Origin of the sequence: Mediterraneibacter sp. 210702-DFI.5.30 (genome assembly GCF_020560115.1) — a bacterium.
In the GTDB taxonomy this organism is placed as follows: domain Bacteria; phylum Bacillota; class Clostridia; order Lachnospirales; family Lachnospiraceae; genus Mediterraneibacter; species Mediterraneibacter faecis.
Genome location: NZ_JAJCME010000001.1, coordinates 287,433 through 307,890 on the forward strand (window position 1 = coordinate 287,433; position 20,458 = coordinate 307,890).

Sequence of the window (20,458 nt, forward strand, 5' to 3'; positions counted from 1 at the left end):
TTGTAAAGAAATTATTGGTTTTCAACTATCATATTATAGCAAATAAATATAAATAGAACAAGATGTGGTATTTGGAAACTTATAACTACTGTAAAAGGTACAATTGGGAAAATCAATTTTTATAGGCACTCATTTTAATATAGAGAATGAGTGCCTATATGGAAAATGTCGATTTTATTTTGGGAAAAACTTATTTAAAGTTTCCAGTGTCCCCTTTGCAGAAAATCCCCATAGTATGCTGCTAAGAGCGTTAATAGCAGCCTGCCTCCTTCGGTAGTACGTCCGGTAGGAGATACTGGGAACGTGCTTTTCCAACTCTTCCAGGATTTCCTCTGTGTTTTTCAGTTCATGGGGAGACAGAAAGGCGTAATATAATATCCAGTAATATTCTTCCCCATGTTTATGATTTTTCCGGAGCAGATCCACAGAAGAGAGAAGCAGCTTTATCATTTTGTTACTGCGGGCAATGCTTTTTGCCCATTCTTCAATCTGGCTGTCTCCCAGATCTGCTCCTGCAGCATAGATGGAATCTAGAAATTCGTCTACACTGGTGTTGTATTCCAGTTGGAATTGAATTTCCACCTGCCGGACAGCAACCATCAGGCTATAAGTAGAATCCCGGTAACAACGGAGCAGTTTATAGGTATCATGGTACAGCGGATTATTTTCTACTTCAGCAGAAACAGGGTGGTGATTTTTCTTTGCCATTATACAACCCCTCCTTTCAACAGAACTTCTGGGATTTCAGCGAAGGCAGGTAAGGTATGCTGCAGAGGCGGAGTATGCCCTGGGACGTTGGTGACGGCGGGATTTTCCGGTTTTAGTTTTAACTCAAACTGATAGGCGGCTTTCCCCCAGGGGCAGATAATACGTAGTGAATATAGATATATACTATCCTTGCAGGCTGATAAAGGAGATAATATATACTTTGTTTTGGGGCATCTACAACAAGAAATGCCTTGTATTTCCAGTATTTCAGCGACTTTGCGAACAATGGCTTTGATGTGTGATTCTGGAACGCAGGAGCCTTCCTGTGAAACGATGATTTGTTCGTCAGTAATAGATTCTGAAACGCATTCAGAATTGTTTTTAACAGGCAAGGTGTCTTTGGGTATATGTATTGGCAGTTGCATTTTCATGGCAATTTCCTCCTTATCAATCATGACATCACTGATATTAAACATAACGGACAGATAATTACGTAGATATACCATGCTGCCATGTTTCCCGGAATAGGAAATCAGTGTGATCATGTCGGTATCTTCAAGTTTTTTAAGCAGACGGGACACAGAAGATTTCGACTGTTTCCAACGTCTGGCAAGTTCCTGATAACTGAACAAGGGATTTCCAGTCTGATTGCGAAAATATACTACCGGACCGGCATCAGAGCCTTGCACAGATGGATCATTATAGACTGCATGAATCCAAAGATCCAAAAGAGCATCCATTTCCGAACATTTTCCTAGTCCGATTAGTTTATGAACATCTGCGATTGGAAAAAAGAAAAACCCGATGTCTTTTTTGCATGGGTAATTATAGGAAAGGGCAGTATTATCTTTTGGCCAGTCTTTGATCTTGTATTGGATAATCTTATTTTTTTCGTGTAGTGAGTAGGTTAGAAGGTTTTGCTCTACCAGGGTATCCAGTATGGATATGACCTGGTGCTGGAATTTTTGGCGGAAGTGAATCTGTAGTTCTTTAAGAGAACAGATCCATTCTCCAGGAACAACTTTGTAAGTAAGGTGTTCGATGTTCCGATAAGAGGAACTGTAATTTGCATAAGAACATAAAATGAGAAAATAAAAAAGACAGGAACCTCCGTTGGTACGGATGCTTCTGTCTTTCATAAGGGTTTGTATAAATTCCCGGTAAATCCGGCAGCGTGGAAAATCCACAATTTGTTTTAATTCTAATTGATAATTCACGATAAACCTCCATATAATATTGTAGTTGTAGTAAAATAATTGTAGACGAAAGATACTAAAATGTTTATAATATGCCCATAGGGGTGCTAAGTGGCATAGATTTGGCACAGTAAAATACCTGATATGGCATGAAAGCAACATGAAAATTAGGGTGGATATAAGGTGGACAGTTTGGAAAACCTTAGAGTTTTAGAGGGTTCCGAGGTTTTTTTCCGGGGTCTGCAACACCCTGATTCACCGGTTCAAATCCGGTCTGCGCCTCTGAAGAACCTGAAACTGATTTGTTTCAGGTTCTTTTTTTGAGCACCTACGCCAACAATCTCAGAGATAGAAAAAACTCATGTGAGTTCGTTAGAAGAGATTCACATGAGTTTTTCTTTAAAACAGTCCTTATTTATTTTCCCAGTTCTTTTTATAAATCAGATACAGCGGAAGTCCGACAAAGATCATACCACCGAGCATATTTCCAAGTGTAACCGGAATAAAGTTTGCAAGGCTGTGAAGTGGTGTCAGTGTTGCAATCTGTTCAGCTGTAATTCCGTAAGCTTCTTCTGCTTTCGCAACATAAGCCGGATTAAGTGAAGCAAGGATACCAGCCGGGATATAGAACATATTGGCAACGCAGTGTTCGAATCCGCCGACTACGAAGGCACAGATTGGGAAGAAAATTGCCCATACCTTACCGGCAATATCTCTTGCGGAAGTAGCCATCAGTACTGCAAGACATACCAGGATGTTACATAAGATTCCGGAAGTGATTCCCTGCAGTGGTGAAATTGCGATCTTTCCAACAGCAACTTTGATTGTATAAGCACCGAGAAGTCCGCCTGAGTAGTTCAGGTTTCCACTGTATACAATGAGCAGATCCACGCAAAGAGCACCGATCAGGTTACTGAAAAATACGATGAAAAGATCTCGGAATAATCCGCCCCATGTGACACGCTTGTCAAATACATCCATGATGATCAGACAGTTTCCGGTGAAAAGTTCGCCGCCGAGAAATACGATGAGCATCAGTCCGACAGGGAAGATACATCCGGCAAGAGCTCTTGCTACGCCAACATTTTCTACTGCGTGTGCTGCCGTGCTGCTTGTAGCACCGCCGAAAGCGATAAACGCGCCGGCCATGATGCCGAGCAGAATCATTTTTCCAAGTGGAAGACGGGTTTTGTTCTCGCAGGCCTTGATACTCAGATCAATGACTTCTGCGGGAGTGTTAAAATGATTGTCCATGATATAACTCCTTATTCTTTTGTAATTCGGCAGCTCTCTTGCTTTGAATGGTAACACAGTAAGAGAACTGCCGTTGTTATATTGCTATTCGTCAAGAATTTAACGAGAATATTTTATACTAGAAAATATTGGATTTCAAGAGAGGAAAGGCATGTTTATATATAGATACAAAATTCGAGATTTTTATTGCTTTAGGACAGTTATTTGTACGGTTTATAAGCATCCGTAAGCAATAGTAATTATGCAAAATATGTTTATAAAGTTATTCACCTGGAAAATTTTAGAAAAATATTGTTTTGTGTAGAAAAAAGATATCCTCATTTTATCAACAAAAAAGATGAGTTACGAACAAAAAACACATTGAAATTTCAAGTGCATCAAATTATTCTATATCTACTTCTGACCGGGAGTAAAAAACAGAAGGAGAAACACTATCGGATATCTTTTTCCAGGGGAGCGTAGTGCATGTTATTCGGCTGATATGTTATTAAGACAGTATAAAAGAGTAAGAAGAGAATTAGGAAAAAAGTTTCATTATCGAGACATAAAAAAAGTATATACGATAGTTCTATTTGAAAAAAGTAATAGTGTTTTCAAGAGTTTTTCAAAGGACATTTATATTCATCGGTTTCAGCAACAAAGTGATTCAGGAATAGAACTGAACCTTTTACAGGAGTCCACGTTTATTTGCCTTGACATTTTTGATGACATCATTCGCAATGAAGGAAGAAAAATAGACGGTAGATTAGAAGAATGGCTCGTATTTCTTAAAGAGGATGATCCCGATATGATTATAAAATTGTTGGAACAAAATTCTGAATTTAGAGACATTTATGAAGAAATCTATAACATCTGCCGGAACAGCGAAAGGATGATGGGGATGTTTTCAAAAGAACTGGAAATATTGGATCGTAATACAGTAAAACTAATGATTGACGAGTTGGATGAGGCTCTTGGAGAGGAAAGGGAAAAAGTAAAAGCAATAAAGCAGGAAAGGGAAACACTGAAAGCGGAGAAAGAATCACTGGAGGCAGAAAAGGAACTGATCCGGTTGAGGGCAGAACTGGAAAAACTGAGAAAATAGATGAAATACATAGTGATATCAGTTGTTTCTTATTTACTCTGCGCTCCTGGAGTGTTATAATAGCTGTTAAGACTGCCGGGAGGCATCTGTTTGAAGATTTTGATAATAGAAAAAGATAGAAGAATTATTTGAAGGAGTAAATGGTATGGAACTGACAACAATTCGTGAGTTATTTAAGAACAGAGAGGCATATCTGGACAAAGAGGTAACAGTTGGGGGCTGGATTCGAAGCATTCGAGATTCTAAGACATTCGGATTTATCGTATTGAATGATGGATCTTATTTTGATACATTACAGATTGTATATCATGATAAGATGGAGAACTTCGCTGAGGTTTCCAAGCTGAATGTAGGAGCAGCAATCATTGTTAAGGGTACATTGGTAGCAACACCACAGGCTAAGCAGCCATTTGAGATCCAGGCAGAAGAGGTTGTGATCGAAGGAGCATCTGCGCCGGATTATCCACTGCAGAAGAAGCGTCACAGCTTTGAGTATCTTAGAACAATTTCTCATCTCCGTCCGAGAACAAATACATTCCAGGCTGTATTCAGAGTTCGTTCTCTGGCAGCATATGCGATTCACCAGTTCTTCCAGGACAGAGGATTTGTATATGTACACACTCCGCTGATCACAGGAAGTGACTGTGAGGGTGCAGGAGAGATGTTCCGTGTTACAACACTGGATATGGACAATGTTCCGAAGAATGAGGATGGAACTGTAGATTATACACAGGATTTCTTTGGGAAAGAGACAAGCCTTACAGTAAGCGGTCAGCTTAATGGTGAGACTTATGCACAGGCATTCCGCAATATTTATACATTTGGACCGACATTCCGTGCAGAGAATTCTAACACAACAAGACATGCAGCAGAGTTCTGGATGATCGAGCCGGAGATCGCATTTGCAGATCTTGAAGATGATATGGAACTGGCTGAGGCTATGTTGAAGTATGTGATCAACTATGTACTTGAGAATGCACCGGAAGAGATGAACTTCTTCAACTCTTTCGTTGATAAAGGACTTCTTGACAGACTTCATAATGTAGTGAACTCTGACTTTGCGCGTGTAACATATACAGAGGCAGTAGAGATCCTTGAGAAGAACAATGATAAGTTTGATTATAAAGTATCCTGGGGATGCGACCTTCAGACAGAGCATGAGCGCTATCTGACAGAGCAGGTATACAAACGTCCTGTATTCGTTACAGATTATCCGAAGGAAATCAAAGCTTTCTATATGAAGATGAACGAAGATGGTAAGACAGTAGCAGCTGTAGACTGTCTTGTACCGGGAATCGGAGAAATCATCGGAGGAAGCCAGAGAGAGGATGATTATGACAAGCTTCTTGGAAGAATGAAAGAACTTGGACTTAAGGAAGAAGATTATGGATTCTACCTTGATCTGAGAAAATATGGTTCTACAAGACATGCAGGATTCGGACTTGGATTCGAGAGATGCGTAATGTATCTGACAGGAATGTCCAATATCCGTGACGTCATTCCATTCCCAAGAACAGTAAACAACTGCGAACTGTAATAATATAAAGAAGTTTTAGAGTGTTATTCACACATGAACAGTAAAGTGTGTGGATAACACTCTTTTTTTCTATATCGAATGTGGAAAACCAGTCCGGTTTATCGTTTGAAGTGAAAGACTGCAAAGAATAAGAAAGTTATAGATAACTAACCTGGTTTTAACATTATTTAAAAGGGATTTTAATAAAATTTTCGCTATTTAACATAGATTTAACATAACTTCACAGAGTTTTTTATAAAGCCATGATAATCTCGGATATGTAAAGAAGAAAAAAGCACTGCGTTTGAAAAACAGATGCGAGACAGTGATTTGTAATTGAAAACAGACATGAGAGAGGATCTGGAGGAAGAAAAATGAAGGAAAACATACAGATTGTTTTCGGGCTGCTTGGTGGCCTGGCGGTTTTTATCTATGGAATGAATATGATGAGTGAATGTCTTCAGAAAGCGGCAGGAGAAAAAATGAAGAAAATCCTGTCACTTTTAACGAGAAATCCTGTAATGGGAGCACTTGCGGGAATGCTTGTTACAGCCGTACTGCAAAGTTCAAGTGCAACGACGGTTATGGCGATTGGTTTTGTAAGTGCAGGACTGATGACACTGCCACAGGCAATTTCTATTATTTTTGGTGCCAATATCGGTACAACAATGACAGCGCAGCTGATTGCATTTAAGTTAAGTGACTACATTTATGCAATCATTTTTATTGGATTTATCGTATATTTTATCTCTAAATCAGAACGTGTGAAGAATATTGGTATGACGATTTTTGCGTTCGGTTTACTGTTCCTTGGAATTGAGACGATGGGAACAGTTATGAAACCATTAGCATCAAGCCCTGTTTTCACAGAACTGATCGGCAAAGTGGCAGACATTCCAATCCTTGGAGTTGCTGTTGGTGCATTAATGACTCTTGTAGTACAGAGTTCAAGTGCTACAATCGCAGTGCTCCAGAATTTTGCGGCTCAGCCGGGAGCTGATGGAGTGACAAGTATCATCGGTCTGGCAGGTGCAATTCCGATTCTTTTCGGTGATAACATCGGAACGACGATCACAGCACTTCTGGCAAGTATTGGTCAGCCGAAGGATGCGAAGAGAACAGCACTTGCACACTGTATCTTTAATATTTCAGGATGCTTCCTGTTTATCTGGTTCGTAAAACCACTGGCAGCATTTATCCAGTATATTTCCCCTAAGGGACCGGAGATTGAAGTGATCTCCAGACAGATTGCCAATACACATACATTTTTCAACCTTGTGATGACGCTGATCTGGGTACCGCTTGTTGGAGTTATGGTGAAAATCGTAATGCGTCTGATCCCGGACGGAGAAGTGAAAGAAGTCAATGCAGTGCAGCCAAAATTTCTTGATAACAAACTGATCAGTCAGCCTACAGTTGCATTACAGCTTGCAGTAAGAGAATTGATGAATTGCGGAGAGCAGGTAGGCGTGATACTGAAAAAGGCAGCAGAAAAGATTGATAGTGGAGATGGTGCTTCTGTTGAAGAATTTGTAAAAAGCAGAGAAGTGACAGCTGAACTTACAGGAAAAATCACAGATTATCTTGCAGAAATGGCAGCGGCTGGAGTTATGACAGAGCAGCAGGCAGCAAGAGCCGCAGAGCTTCAGTATGTATTGATCGATATTGACAGAATCAGTGAACTTACGAAAAATGTCGCTGTTTCCATGCAGACAGAAAAGCTTGTGAAAAAGGACAAGAAGAGTGCAAAAGAAGAAAGAGTACAGTTCTCGCAAGAAGCATCAAAGGATATACAAAAGAGCATGGAACTTGTCAGTGAAATGTACAATATGGTCATGAAAATGGTTAATAACGAAGAGGCAAATGAGGCTGAAAATCTTGTCAAGATGAAAGAAAAGATCCGCAAGATGGACGGAGATATCAGAAAAGGACATATTAAACGTGTACACAAAGGAAAATGTAAGGCAGGACTTACGGCTGCATTCAATGAGATTCTACATAATGTGGAAAGAATCGGAAACAGCTGTGTGAATCTGGCAGATGCGGCAGAGGACGGAGTGAGATTCAGCACATTTTTAAAAGAGACGGAGTAACGAATTTTATTATGAGCAGGCAAACTTTCAATAGAAGAGAGTTTGCCTGTTTTCTATCTACGCGAACAACGAGCCAAAGTCCGTGCTTGCACGAGACCTTGGCGACTGTCGCGATAACTTGAGAAACTCGCAAAGCGTGTTTCTCATAGTTTATTAAATAAGAGTTGGTGCCTATTCATGGAAATCCTTTTGATTTTATGCTGATAAAAGAAGAAAAACTGTGCTAAAATAGTTGAGACAACAAGAAAGAACAGTTATAATATTAATCTGTTAATAGAGAGAAAAAAGAAACTTTTACTAATATAGGAAGGAAGTAGTAAATGAAGATAGAATTACCAAAGAAGGTATTGTTTATCATTAATAATCTGCAACTTGCAGGATATGATGCATTTGCAGTAGGTGGTTGCGTGAGAGATTCTATTTTGGCGAGAAAACCGCAGGACTGGGATATCACAACGTCGGCAAAACCAGAAGCAATCAAGGAAATATTTCGCCGGACGGTTGATACAGGAATAGAACACGGAACAGTTACAGTAATGATTGGCAAAGACAGTTATGAGGTGACGACTTATAGAATTGACGGTGCATATGAGGATAGCCGTCATCCGAAGGAAGTCCGCTTTACCAATTGTCTGGAAGAAGATCTTCGCAGAAGAGATTTTACGATCAATGCGATGGCATATAATGATGATGTCCGGCTGGTAGATGTGTTTGGTGGAATGCAGGATTTGAATCATCATCTGATCCGTTGCGTTGGAGATCCGAGGGAAAGATTTTCAGAAGATGCACTTCGTATCCTTCGTGCGGTACGCTTCTCAGCACAGCTGGATTTCCCGATTGAACCTGATACTGCCAAAGCAGTGAAGGAGCTTGCACCAAACCTTAAGAATATTAGTGCAGAACGTATTCAGACAGAGCTTGTGAAACTTCTGACGTCTCCACATCCGGAGCGCATTCAGGATGCTTGTGAACTTGGAATTACAAAGGTGGTTCTTCCAGAATGGGACGCCATGGTAGGAGTAAAACAGAATACAATACATCATAAGTACGATGTGGCAGAGCATACACTTCATACATTGAAGCATGTGAAGAGAGATAAATACCTTCGTCTTACAATGTTGTTCCATGATATGGGAAAACCGGCAATGAAGACAACAGATGAGAAAGGAAACGATCATTTCAAAGGACATGCTTTGGAAAGCGAGAAAATTGCCCGTACAGTTTTGAAGCGGTTAAAATTTGACAATGAGACGATTCGCATTGTAACGAAGCTGGTCTGCTATCATGATTACCGGATGGAAGTAACACCGGCGAATGTACGTCGTGCAATGAATCGGATCGGTGTCGAATTATTCCCATACTATCTCGCAGTGCGTCTTGCAGATGCAAAATCACAAAGCACTTACATGAGAAGGGAAAAGATTGAAAATATCGTAGAGATAAGAAATCTTTACAAACAGATCCTGATGGAGAATCAGTGCGTGACTCTTCGACAGCTTGCGGTGAGCGGAAGAGAATTGATGGAACTGGGGATGAAGCCGGGACGCGAACTCGGTGCAATGCTTAGTGAACTGCTGGAATATGTGCTGGATGATCCGGAACGGAACACGAAAGAGAATCTCTGTAAGTACGTGAAAGAAAAAATGGAAAAAGAAAAGTAGAAAATACCGGAAGAAAAAGAGAATACTCAGGTTGTCCCTTTCATAGATTAGAAAGAAATCGTTGTCGGTTGCTGTTAAAACCGACAGTAAAAAGTCTGGTAACTGGAAAAGAATAATAATCCAGGTCAATGGGACAGGGGGCAGCCATGAGAGAATATGAGATGGAAGTACTGGAAAAGTACGAACTTGAAGTGAATAGCACCCGGCGGATCAGAGGTGCATTTTATTGCGATACAAAAGAAGGGACGATGCTTCTGAAAGAGACAAAGATCTCGGAGAGGCGCGTCCCTTTATTGTATCTTATTTTAAACCGATTAGAAAAGCAGGGATATCTGGTGGATACACCTGTGTTCAGTAAAGAAGGGAATCTGGTGCAGAATTCCAGAGATGGAACAAGATATTTGATGAAAAAATGGTATCCGGGGGAAGAGTGCAATCTGAAGAGAGAGGAAGATATTTTCCGGGCAGCAAGAAAACTGGGAGAGCTTCATCTGGAATTTCAGTGGTATGAGCCGGACTTGCAGGAGAAAGAAATATTTCAGAAATTCCAGAAAGAAGAGGTGCAGGAAATCCCACAGAATACACAGCAGTCAGTTTGTGAAGAAAAGAAAATGGACTGGACAAAGTTGTCACCATTGTTAAGTAAAAATCCATTGGAAGAAATGAAACGTCGTAACAGGGAAATGAAAAAAGTGCGGTCATTTATCAGAAAACGGGTTGCAAAAAATGAATTCGAATCCTATTATCTGAAGCATTATGAAGAAATTGCATGGCAGGCAGAAAAGGTGACAGAGCAGATAGAGCGGTCTGGTTGCCAGAATCTATATGAAAGAAGTATACGGGAAAGGAAAATGCTTCATGGAGATTATAATTATCATAATGTCATGATCCTTCCGGAAAATGAGGTGATAACAAACTTTGAGCGGATGCGAATCGGAATACAAGTAGATGATTTATATTACCTTTTGAGAAAAGTAATGGAAAAATACCATTGGAAACAAAAAACAGGACAAAATATATTAGAAGCATATGAAAGCGTACGGCAATTAAAACCAGATGAAAGAGAGTATCTTTGCCTTCGACTGGCCTATCCGGAAAAGTTCTGGAAGACAGCAAGTGCTTATTCCAGATCAAATAAAGCATGGCTTCCGGAAAAGAGTGTAGAGAAGCTGCAGACAGCAGTAGAACAGACGAAGGAGAAAGAAGTATTTTTGAGAGAGATCTTCGAATAAAAAAGCTCCGCAAACCGCGGAAAATGTGGATTTATCTTGACAAACAACAGGGAAACCGTTATAACAGTACATAAGGGTTTGAGGCAAGTTATCGTGCAGACTTGCAACCTGAATAAATAAAACTAGGAATAGAATTGTATTTGAGTACAATAAAGGAGGACATAATCCATGAACAAAACAGAATTTATTGCAGCAGTAGCTGAAAAGGCAGAGATTTCCAAGAAAGATTCTGAGAAAGCATTAAAGGCATTTGTTGATGTTGTAACAGAGCAGCTGAAAGCCGGAGATAAAGTACAGCTTGTTGGATTTGGTACATTTGAAGTGAGCGAGAGAGCAGCAAGAGAAGGAAGAAACCCACAGACAGGAAAAACTATGACAATTGCAGCTTGCAAGGCTCCTAAATTCAAAGCTGGAAAAGCATTAAAGGACGCAATCAACTAGTTCAGGGGATTTTGTAGAAGAATATATGAGACTGGATAAGTTTTTAAAAGTCTCCCGTCTGATCAAACGAAGAACTGTTGCAAACGAAGCCTGTGATGCAGGACGTGTGCTGGTGAATGGAAAGACGGCGAAAGCATCTGTGAAGGTAAAGCCGGGAGATGTGATCGAGATTCAGTTTGGAACGAGAACCGTTAAGGTTGAGGTTCTTGAACTGCAGGAGACAACAAAAAAAGAAGAAGCAAAGGACTTATTCAAATACCTGTAAAGTCTGTCAGACGACAGGAATGTATAAGTCAATCAATGGTTATTGTTTTCAGTAATCTTAGAAAGGCAGGGAATATTTTACAAAGTGAGATATTCCCTGCCTTTCTGTATATTGTACGATAAAGCAGTTTTGGAGACACATCTATAAAACCTTTATCTGTCAGGAATAAGTAGAAAAGCTCTGACATATATATAGAAAAGTACAGGGAACCGTTATCTGGTTCCAGTAATATACTGTGGGGTATGCCAGAGAAGAGGGAGGTGCAGCAGATGGAGGAACAGCAAAAGACTGTAAAGGCTCATAAGCTGGTGGTCAATAACCGAAAGACAAGTATGGTGACAGGTGTTCTGGATGTGTTGTCTTTTGATCTGAATGAGATTCTTCTGGAAACAGAGCAGGGAATGCTGTTAGTAAAAGGAACAGACTTGCATGTGAACCGTCTCAGTGTGGAAAAGGGAGAAGTAGATTTGTCGGGAACAATAGACAGTGTTTCATATTCTAATATTTCACAGGCAAAGAAACAGGAAGAAAGCTTTTGGACAAAGATGTTCAAGTGAGGCAGAAAGAAGATGCTAAATATAAAAAAAGAACTGCTTGTCTTCTTCTGTGCCTGTCTTACAGGTGTGAATGTCCGGGCTGGGTATGAGATCCTGATTTTCTTAAGGAAAATGATAATACATAATAATCTGGTGAAAGGAATCGAGGATCTGTTCTACTGGATATTTATGAGTGCATATATTTTCTCACAGATATATGCAACTATGTATGGTAGTATCAGATGGTATTTTCTACTAGGTCTTGTATTTGGCGTTGCCGTTATTCAGAAACTGATTTCGTCTGGAGAAAAAATACACAAAAAAACAAGGAAAAACCTTGAAATTATTAGAAAAAACAGATAGAATATTGATAATTGGGAAGTTTATAGGGGGACTCCGTCAGTGAAGGCAGGATTGAGTTCCCGGTAACGTTAAGAGTGTATTATTTTAGGGTGAATTTTAGATGACAAAGAAAAGAAGAGTGACTGGACGGCGCAGCTATACAAAGCAGAGACGTCCGAGTCCGTACAAAAGAAGTGTTCTTATGATTTTGTCAGTATTGTGTCTTCTTTCCGGTGTGCTGGGAGTGAATGCAGTAAAGCTTCATGCAAAGAATACAGCGTATAAACAGCAGGAAGCAGAACTGAAGACACAGATCAAAAGTGAGCAGGCAAGAGCAGAAGAGATTAAAGAATACGAGCAGTATGTACAGACCGATGATTACATGAAAGAGATTGCAGAAGATAAGTTGAATCTTGTTGATCCGAATGAAATCGTATTTAAACCAATCAAGTGAATAGTAACCGAATCTGCAAAGTCAGTGAAAGACGAATACAGAATTTTACGAAAGATAACTCCGGGAGAGAAAGTACTCCTGGAGTTTTTCTTTTTTACGCGAACAACGAGCCAAAATCGGTGCTTGCACGAGAACTTGGCGACTGTCGCGATAACTTGAGAAACTCGCGGAGTGTGTTTCTCACAGTTTGAGTAACGAGGGGGGATGGAAATGGAAAATGGACAGGTATTACATAGTAGTCTATATGTGGAACAGATTGATAAGTTTGCAGTTTCATTAAAACAGTTAGCGAAAACATTTTTGAAATTAGAAGAAAAAAAGCAGACATTTTCAGAAGAAGAGATTGATGAAATGTTTGCCTGCGTAAGAGAAGAAGTGTGTGAAAAATGTGAGAAAAACAGTTGGTGCTGGGGTGAAAACTATATTCAGATGTATCAGATGGGATACGAGATTCTTGCAGCAGTAGATCAGTATGGAAATGAACTGGATGCAGAGACAAAAAGAAAACTGATGCAGCGCTGCATTATGGCTCCGCGGTTTTATCGGGGGATGCTTGACAGTTTTCACGAAGCAAGACAAAATATGATCTGGATCAATCGTATCGCAAGAAGCCGGGAAGGGTGTGCAACCCAGCTTGATCTATTTGCAGATATGCTGCAAAATGTGGCGAAAAACCTGGAAGACAGCATATTTACAGATGAAAGGTTGGGGAAACGGATCTTGTCTCAATTAAAAAGAAAAGGAATACGTGTACTTTCCATGCATTTTCTTGTGAATGGAGAGGGAAAATATGAATTGCATCTGACGATGCGCACCTGGAAAGCGGAAAAGATTCCGGTAAAAAGTCTGGCAGGGATTCTGAGTAATCTGACAGGAAGAAGATTGATTCCGGGAAAAGAAGGGGCGCAGTTGATCGGAGCGGATTATACAACAGTGGTCTTCCGAGAAGGACCATCCTATTACACAATGTCCGGAATAGCAAGAATCGGAAAAGGCTGCAGTAATATTTCAGGGGACAGTTTTACGATGATGGATCTTCCGGGTGGTAAAAGGGGAGTTGCATTGTCAGATGGCATGGGATGTGGGCAGGCTGCCTGTCGGGAAAGCACACTTGTGATAGAACTTCTCGAAGAACTTCTGGAAGCGGGATTTCCGGAAAAGACTGCGATCCAGATGATCAATACAACACTGGTCTGCGGAAGAGAAGAAATCCATTACTCTACGATCGACCTTACAGTGTTTGATCTGTATACAGGGGAATGTGAATTGATCAAAGCAGGCGCATCCTCAACTTTTATCCGAAGAAAGGATCAGATTGAGCATCTGACATCGACAAGCCTTCCAATCGGAGTGATGAATTCACTTGAAATAGATTCAGTGAAACGGCAGTTGACGGATGGAACGTATGTAATCATGCTGACAGATGGAGTGCTGGATGCACTTCCGGTAGGAGAGCAGGACTTCCTTCTTGAAACAATCATAAAAGGAACGGAAATACGAAATCCAAAGGAACTGGCCAGACACATTTTACAGCAGGTACTTAACTGGACAGGAAAAGAACCGGAGGATGATATGTCAGTTTTGGTTGCAGCTTTGTGGAAATGCAGAAAGTAGTCATTGACATAGAAGTAACCGTTAACGTATAGTTGAGGTATGATGGATAAAAGATTGGAAAAGATTGAAAACTATATCAGACAATATCATATGATAGAAAAAGGGGACAGGATTGTCATAGGTGTATCGGGTGGCGCAGACTCTGTATGTCTGCTGATGGCACTTTGTTCATTGCAGGAAAAGCTGGGATTTCAGGTGCTTGTCTGCCATGTGAATCATGAACTGCGCGGGGAGGAGGCTGCACAGGATGAGGCATATGTGGAAATGCTTTGTCATAAAATGCAGGTTCCTTTTTTTGCATTTCATGAAAATGTGGAATTAATTGCAAAAAAGCGGAAAGAATCATTGGAGGAAGCAGGCAGATATGTGCGAAGACAGGCATTTGAACAACTTTGTAAAGAACAGGGCGGGACAAAGATTGCAACAGCGCATCATAGTAATGACAATGCAGAAACAATGCTTCTTAACATGGCAAGAGGAACCGGGCTTCGCGGATTGTGTGGGATAAGACCAGTGTATGGAAAATGGATCCGCCCACTTCTGGAATTGTCCAGGGAAGAGATTGAACAGTGGTTGAAAGATTGTGATATCAGATATTGTGTTGATGAAACGAATCAGGAAGATGAATACACAAGGAACCGGATTCGTCATCATGTAATTCCGACATTAGAAGAACAGGTTAATACAAGGACGGTAGAACATTTTGTGAAGCTCAGTGAACAGGCAGAAGAAATCTATGAATATCTGGAAAAACAGACAGATCAGGCATGGAATATCTGTGCAAAACAGACAGACGGACTTCAAAGCAGGAAAGAAATATTTCTCAAGGCAGAGGAAATGAAACACTTTGATCCTGTGATAAAGAAATTACTGATCCAAAGATCAGTAAGTGAAGTGGCAGGGGCACAGAAAGATATTGAAAGCAGGCATATCCTGGCGGTACTGCAACTGTTTGAACGGCAGACAGGACGGCAGATCGATCTTCCGTATAGTGTTACAGCCAAAAGAATGTATGAGGGAGTTCTGCTTACAAAAGGTGATAAAAAAGTTACATCTGTACATCAGAAAGAGAAAAGAAAAGAAGAGAGTAATTTTGTTCTACAGCTTCAGATTCCGGGAGAAACACAGATCCCGGGAACAAATTTGAAAATCTGCTGTACAATCAGCGGTGAAAATGAGAAGAATTCAGCAAAAGAGATACCACAAAAAAGCTACACGAAATGCTTTGATTATGATATAATAAAAAGCAGTCTCTGTGTGAGATACAGACGACCCGGAGATTATTTTACAATTGATGGGGAAGGAAAGAAAAAGAAGCTGAAGAGTTACTTTATTGATGAGAAGATTCCGCAAGAAGAACGGGACAGACAGCTTCTGATCGCAGAGGAAAGCCACATCGTATGGATTCCGGGCAGAAGGATGAGTTCGTACTACCAGGTGGGAGACCAGACGAAAAAGATTCTTAAGATAAAGATTATGGAGGAATAGAACAATGGCTGAGAAGATTAAAGTGTTAATTTCAGAGGAAGAAGTAGATGCAAGAATTCGTGAACTCGGAGAAAAGATCAGTAAAGAGTATGAAGGAAAGCAGATCCATCTGATCTGTGTTCTGAAAGGTGGAGTATTCTTTATGTGTGAACTCGCAAAGAGAATTACAGTTCCGGTATCTATGGACTTTATGTGTGTTGGAAGCTATGGAGACGGAACAAAATCCAGTGGTGTTGTAAGACTTGCGAAAGATCTGGATGAGTCTATTGAGAATAAGGAAGTATTGATTGTGGAGGATATCATTGATTCCGGTAATACACTGTATTATCTGATGGACGTACTTCGTCAGAGAAAGCCGGCAAGTCTCCGTCTTTGCACATTGCTTGATAAACCAGACCGCCGTGTGAAAGATGTGCACGTAGACTGGACAGGATTTGAGATTCCGGATGAGTTCGTAGTTGGATACGGACTGGATTATGCACAGAAGTATAGAAATCTTCCATACATCGGAGTAGTAGAAGTCGCAGAATAGAAAGGAAGCAATAATAAATTGAATAATGACAGAAAAAGCAGAGGTCTGAGTGGGGCAACGATCATCAGTTTTGTTGTGATCCTTGTTGTGGTTCTGTGGATGGCGAACCAGCTTCAGATGCATCAGCAGGAGATGACATATACCTCCTTTGTCTCTGCAGTACAGGGAAAAAATGTTTCTGATGTTTACATCAATCAGAACAGTGCAGTTCCGACAGGAACCGTCTCTGTTACATTGAAAGATGATGGTAATACAAGGAAAGTGAATGTGTCAGATGTTGAGCAGGTAGAGAAGCTTCTGACAGAGAATCAGGTGGAGTACAGGCTTTCGGATGTACCGAAGGATTCTATGTTGACAACAGTTGTAGTTCCGATGCTGATCACACTTGGTGGAGTATTTCTGATCTTTTTCCTGATGAGCCGTCAGAACGGCGGGGGAAATTCTAAGGCGATGAACTTTGGAAAGAGCCGCGCAAAGATGAGTACGAAGAATGAGATCAAGGTTACATTTCGTGATGTTGCAGGATTGAGAGAAGAGAAGGAAGAACTGGAGGAGATCGTAGATTTTCTGAAAGATCCGAAGAAATACATCCAGGTTGGAGCACGTATCCCAAAAGGGGTTCTTTTAGAAGGACCTCCGGGAACCGGTAAGACACTTCTTGCAAAGGCTGTAGCCGGTGAGGCAGGAGTACCATTTTTCAGCATTTCGGGCTCAGATTTCGTTGAGATGTTTGTTGGTGTGGGTGCTTCCCGTGTCCGTGATCTGTTCCAGGATGCGAAGAAGAACGCACCATGTATCATATTTATTGATGAGATCGATGCAGTCGCAAGACGCCGCGGAAGCGGTCTTGGCGGTGGCCATGATGAGCGTGAGCAGACCCTGAACCAGCTCCTTGTAGAGATGGATGGATTTGGTGTAAATGAAGGCATTATCGTAATGGCAGCGACAAACCGTAAGGATATTCTGGATCCTGCAATCTTAAGACCGGGAAGATTTGACCGTGATGTCCTTGTCGGACGTCCGGATGTAGGGGGCAGAGAAGAGATCCTGAAAGTTCATGCGAGAAATAAGCCGCTTGGAGATGATGTGGATCTGAAGCAGATTGCCCAGACAACGGCAGGATTTTCAGGAGCAGATCTTGAGAATCTTCTCAACGAGGCTGCAATTCTGGCAGCGAAGGAGAACCGGGTGTACATTCAGCAGTCTGATATCCGTCATGCATTTGTGAAGGTCGGAATCGGTCCGGAGAAGAAGAGCCGTATCGTTTCTGAGAAAGAACGCAGGATTACAGCTTATCATGAAGCCGGACACGCGATTTTGTTCCACCTGCTTCCGGATGTAGGACCGGTTTACAGCGTATCTATCATTCCGACAGGCGGAGCCGGCGGATATACGATGCCGCTTCCGGAGAAGGATGATATGTTCAATACAAAGGGGCATATGCTTCAGGAAATTACAGTTTCCCTTGGCGGACGTGTTGCAGAAGAAGAGATTTTTGATGATATCACAACGGGAGCTTCCCAGGATATCAAGCAGGCAACAGCAATTGCAAAATCAATGATCACGAAGTTCGGTATGTCTGAAAGACTGGGGCTGATCAATTATGATAATGACAGCGATGAAGTATTCATTGGACGTGATTTCGGTCATACATCAAGAGGGTATGGCGAAAAAGTGGCCGGAACGATTGATGAAGAAGTGAAACGTATTATTGATGAGTGTTATTTGAAAGCGCGTACACTTATTCAGGAGTATCATCCGGTACTCGAGAAGTGTGCACAACTGCTTCTTGAGAAGGAAAAGATAACAAGAAGTGAATTCGAAGCACTGTTTGCAGACAGTGAGGTTGAAGGATAGTAGTTATTATATGTATTTAGGATAAGATACCCTCTGCCGGCGGGCGATCCCGTGTTGGCCGGGGGTATTTTGGTTCTATTTTAGAATAGTTTTAAGAATTGAGTTAAAGGAGGCTAAACAGGTGAATAGAGAAGCACTGTTTTGTGACGGTACAGGTGATTATGTCTGTCCGGCAGAGCCTGAGATAAATGAAAAAGTAGTGTTGCGATTTCGTACGGCACACAATGATGTTGACGAAGTGAAACTTCACATCGGAGAACAGGAGTATCCTATGTGGAAGACACGTACGAACGGTGAATTTGACTTTTACGAGATTGAGTATCAGCTTGGTGAGGATATCTTAAGATATTGTTTTGAAATCAAGCAGGGAGCAGAAATCTGTTTTTATAGTAGGTATGGAATAACAGGGAAAAAAGAAAACTATTATGATTTTATTATTTCGCCGGGATTTAAGACACCCGAGTGGGCGAAAGGTGCTGTGATGTACCAGATCTTTGTTGATCGTTTTTATAATGGAGATCCGACAAATGATGTGGAGGATAACGAATATATTTATATTGGGGCACCGAGCCGCAAGGTGAAGGACTGGAATCAGGCACCGGAAGCAATGGATATCCGTAATTTTTACGGCGGGGATTTACAGGGTGTTTTAGATAAGCTGGATTATCTGCAGGATCTTGGAGTTGAAGTTATTTACTTCAATCCGCTGTTTGTTTCTCCGTCGAATCATAAGTATGATATTCAGGATTATGATTACATAGATCCGCATTATGGAAAGATTGTTGTGGATGACGGAGAAGTACTTCCGGCAGGTGCAAAGGATAATATCCATGCGACAAAGTATCAGCAACGTACAGGAGATATCCGCAATCTTGAGGCAAGTAATCAGTTGTTTATCAAACTGGTAGAAGAGATGCATAAGCGTGGAATGCGTGTAATTCTGGATGGTGTATTCAATCATTGTGGCTCTTTTAACAAATGGATGGACAGAGAACGTATCTATGAGCCGCAGCCGGACTATCCGAAGGGAGCATATGTAAGTAAAGAAAGTCCATATAACAGCTTTTTCCTGTTCCATGATGCGAGAAATGAACTCTGGCCTTATAACGGAACATATGATGGCTGGTGGGGACATGATACATTGCCAAAGCTCGATTATGAGGATTCACCACAGCTTGAGCAGTACATTATGGATATCGGAAGAAAATGGGTATCACCGCCGTATAACGTAGACGGATGGCGTCTTGATGTTGCAGCGGACCTTGGATTCAGTAATGAATACAACCATATCTTCTGGAAGAGATTCCGAAAGGAAGTTAAGGATGCGAATCCGGATGCAATTATATTAGCAGAACATTATGGAGATCCGCAGGATTGGCTTCAGGGAGATGAGTGGGACAGCGTTATGAATTATGACGCATTTATGGAACCGCTGACCTGGTTTTTGACTGGTATGGAGAAGCATAGTGATGAATATCGTCCGGATCTGTGTGGAAATGCTGACAACTTTGTCGGAGCGATGCGTCATTTTATGGCAAGTATGCTGACACCATCTCTGCAGGTGGCAATGAATGAACTTTCAAACCATGACCATTCTCGTTTCCTGACACGTACGAACCACAAGGCAGGACGCGTGGCACAGCTTGGAACAGAAGCAGCTGAAAAGGATGTGAATAAGGCAATCTTACGAGAAGCGGTTATTATGCAGATGACCTGGATCGGTGCGCCGACGATTTATTATGGTGATGAGGCAGGACTTTGTGGATTCACCGATCCGGATAACCGGAGAACTTTCCCATGGGGGAACGAAGACAAAGAACTTCAGGCATTCCACAAAGAAGTGATCCGTATCCACAAGGAAGAGAAACCGCTGAAAAAAGGTTCTATCAAGTTACTGGCGTCAGATGAAAATCTGCTGGCCTATGGAAGATTTGAAGCAGATGAACAGATTGTCGTTGTTGTGAATAACAGTGATGAACTTCGTACAGTGACCGTACCGGTATGGTATGCGGGTGTAGAGATGGAAGGACGGATGAAACGACTGATCTACTCTTATGAAAACGGTTATACGACAGAATATGACGAGTATATCGTACAAGATGGAGAGATTGTCCTGAATATGGGATCTCATTCAGCAATCGTATTAAAGCCGGCAGAAGCATTGAGATTGATGCCGTAAGAAGTG

At 41.2% G+C, this 20,458-nt stretch carries 18 protein-coding genes; 15 read left to right on the forward strand and 3 right to left on the reverse strand.

Features of this window, described 5'->3' with window-relative positions:
- Positions 1-174: 174 nt before the first annotated feature.
- The 3 genes from LI126_RS01365 to LI126_RS01375 form a co-directional block, all read right to left on the reverse strand.
- Positions 175-708 carry a hypothetical protein gene (locus tag LI126_RS01365; RefSeq protein WP_015526878.1) on the reverse strand — a complete coding sequence of 178 codons (534 nt, stop codon included), beginning with the start codon at positions 706-708 and terminating at the stop codon, positions 175-177.
- A complete protein-coding gene (locus tag LI126_RS01370; RefSeq protein WP_227164672.1) occupies positions 708-1,925 on the reverse strand; it encodes a MarR family transcriptional regulator in 1,218 nt (405 codons plus the stop codon). Before LI126_RS01370 ends, LI126_RS01365 begins: the two co-directional genes overlap by 1 nt.
- A 390-nt stretch (positions 1,926-2,315) precedes the next feature.
- On the reverse strand, positions 2,316-3,158 hold the full coding sequence (locus tag LI126_RS01375; RefSeq protein WP_020436550.1) for a formate/nitrite transporter family protein: 843 nt from the start codon (positions 3,156-3,158) through the stop codon (positions 2,316-2,318).
- 433 nt (positions 3,159-3,591) lie between these two features.
- Here LI126_RS01375 and LI126_RS01380 point away from each other — a divergent pair, with 433 nt between their 5' ends.
- The 15 genes from LI126_RS01380 to LI126_RS01450 all read left to right on the forward strand — a co-directional run bounded on the left by LI126_RS01380 (position 3,592) and on the right by LI126_RS01450 (position 20,452).
- The gene (locus LI126_RS01380; protein ID WP_227164724.1) at positions 3,592-4,242 is read left to right on the forward strand and encodes a PD-(D/E)XK nuclease family transposase; all 651 of its coding nucleotides are present in this window, start codon (positions 3,592-3,594) and stop codon (positions 4,240-4,242) included.
- Between the two features lie 145 nt (positions 4,243-4,387).
- Positions 4,388-5,779, forward strand: a complete 1,392-nt coding sequence (gene asnS, locus LI126_RS01385) for an asparagine--tRNA ligase (RefSeq protein ID WP_020436552.1) — start codon at positions 4,388-4,390, stop codon at positions 5,777-5,779.
- 353 nt (positions 5,780-6,132) lie between these two features.
- On the forward strand, positions 6,133-7,851 hold the full coding sequence (locus LI126_RS01390) for a Na/Pi cotransporter family protein (protein WP_055147015.1): 1,719 nt from the start codon (positions 6,133-6,135) through the stop codon (positions 7,849-7,851).
- Positions 7,852-8,171: 320 nt separating this feature from the next.
- Entirely contained in the window at positions 8,172-9,512 is a 1,341-nt protein-coding gene (locus LI126_RS01395) for a CCA tRNA nucleotidyltransferase (RefSeq protein WP_227164673.1), read from the forward strand.
- A gap of 146 nt (positions 9,513-9,658) precedes the next feature.
- Positions 9,659-10,744, forward strand: a complete 1,086-nt coding sequence (locus LI126_RS01400) for a hypothetical protein (protein WP_054752837.1) — start codon at positions 9,659-9,661, stop codon at positions 10,742-10,744.
- A gap of 168 nt (positions 10,745-10,912) precedes the next feature.
- Positions 10,913-11,185, forward strand: coding sequence for an HU family DNA-binding protein (locus LI126_RS01405; protein ID WP_015529979.1), 273 nt, complete (start codon positions 10,913-10,915; stop codon positions 11,183-11,185).
- A 25-nt stretch (positions 11,186-11,210) separates the two neighbouring features.
- Positions 11,211-11,450, forward strand: a complete 240-nt coding sequence (locus tag LI126_RS01410) for an RNA-binding S4 domain-containing protein (protein WP_015529980.1) — start codon at positions 11,211-11,213, stop codon at positions 11,448-11,450.
- 269 nt (positions 11,451-11,719) lie between these two features.
- On the forward strand, positions 11,720-12,007 hold the full coding sequence (yabP, locus tag LI126_RS01415) for a sporulation protein YabP (RefSeq protein ID WP_015529981.1): 288 nt from the start codon (positions 11,720-11,722) through the stop codon (positions 12,005-12,007).
- 12 nt (positions 12,008-12,019) lie between these two features.
- On the forward strand, positions 12,020-12,349 hold the full coding sequence (gene yabQ, locus LI126_RS16270) for a spore cortex biosynthesis protein YabQ (RefSeq protein ID WP_055162914.1): 330 nt from the start codon (positions 12,020-12,022) through the stop codon (positions 12,347-12,349).
- 100 nt (positions 12,350-12,449) lie between these two features.
- The gene (locus LI126_RS01425) at positions 12,450-12,782 is read left to right on the forward strand and encodes an FtsB family cell division protein (RefSeq protein ID WP_227164674.1); all 333 of its coding nucleotides are present in this window, start codon (positions 12,450-12,452) and stop codon (positions 12,780-12,782) included.
- A 210-nt stretch (positions 12,783-12,992) separates the two neighbouring features.
- Entirely contained in the window at positions 12,993-14,396 is a 1,404-nt protein-coding gene (locus tag LI126_RS01430; RefSeq protein WP_227164675.1) for a SpoIIE family protein phosphatase, read from the forward strand.
- Positions 14,397-14,450: 54 nt separating this feature from the next.
- Entirely contained in the window at positions 14,451-15,884 is a 1,434-nt protein-coding gene (tilS, locus tag LI126_RS01435) for a tRNA lysidine(34) synthetase TilS (protein ID WP_331469834.1), read from the forward strand.
- Positions 15,885-15,888: 4 nt separating this feature from the next.
- Positions 15,889-16,416: a hypoxanthine phosphoribosyltransferase gene (hpt, locus tag LI126_RS01440; RefSeq protein ID WP_015529986.1), complete on the forward strand. Its 528-nt coding sequence runs from the start codon at positions 15,889-15,891 to the stop codon at positions 16,414-16,416.
- 18 nt (positions 16,417-16,434) lie between these two features.
- The gene (gene ftsH / locus LI126_RS01445; protein ID WP_055171710.1) at positions 16,435-18,273 is read left to right on the forward strand and encodes an ATP-dependent zinc metalloprotease FtsH; all 1,839 of its coding nucleotides are present in this window, start codon (positions 16,435-16,437) and stop codon (positions 18,271-18,273) included.
- A gap of 121 nt (positions 18,274-18,394) precedes the next feature.
- Positions 18,395-20,452: a glycoside hydrolase family 13 protein gene (locus LI126_RS01450; RefSeq protein ID WP_173021139.1), complete on the forward strand. Its 2,058-nt coding sequence runs from the start codon at positions 18,395-18,397 to the stop codon at positions 20,450-20,452.
- Positions 20,453-20,458 lie beyond the last annotated feature (6 nt).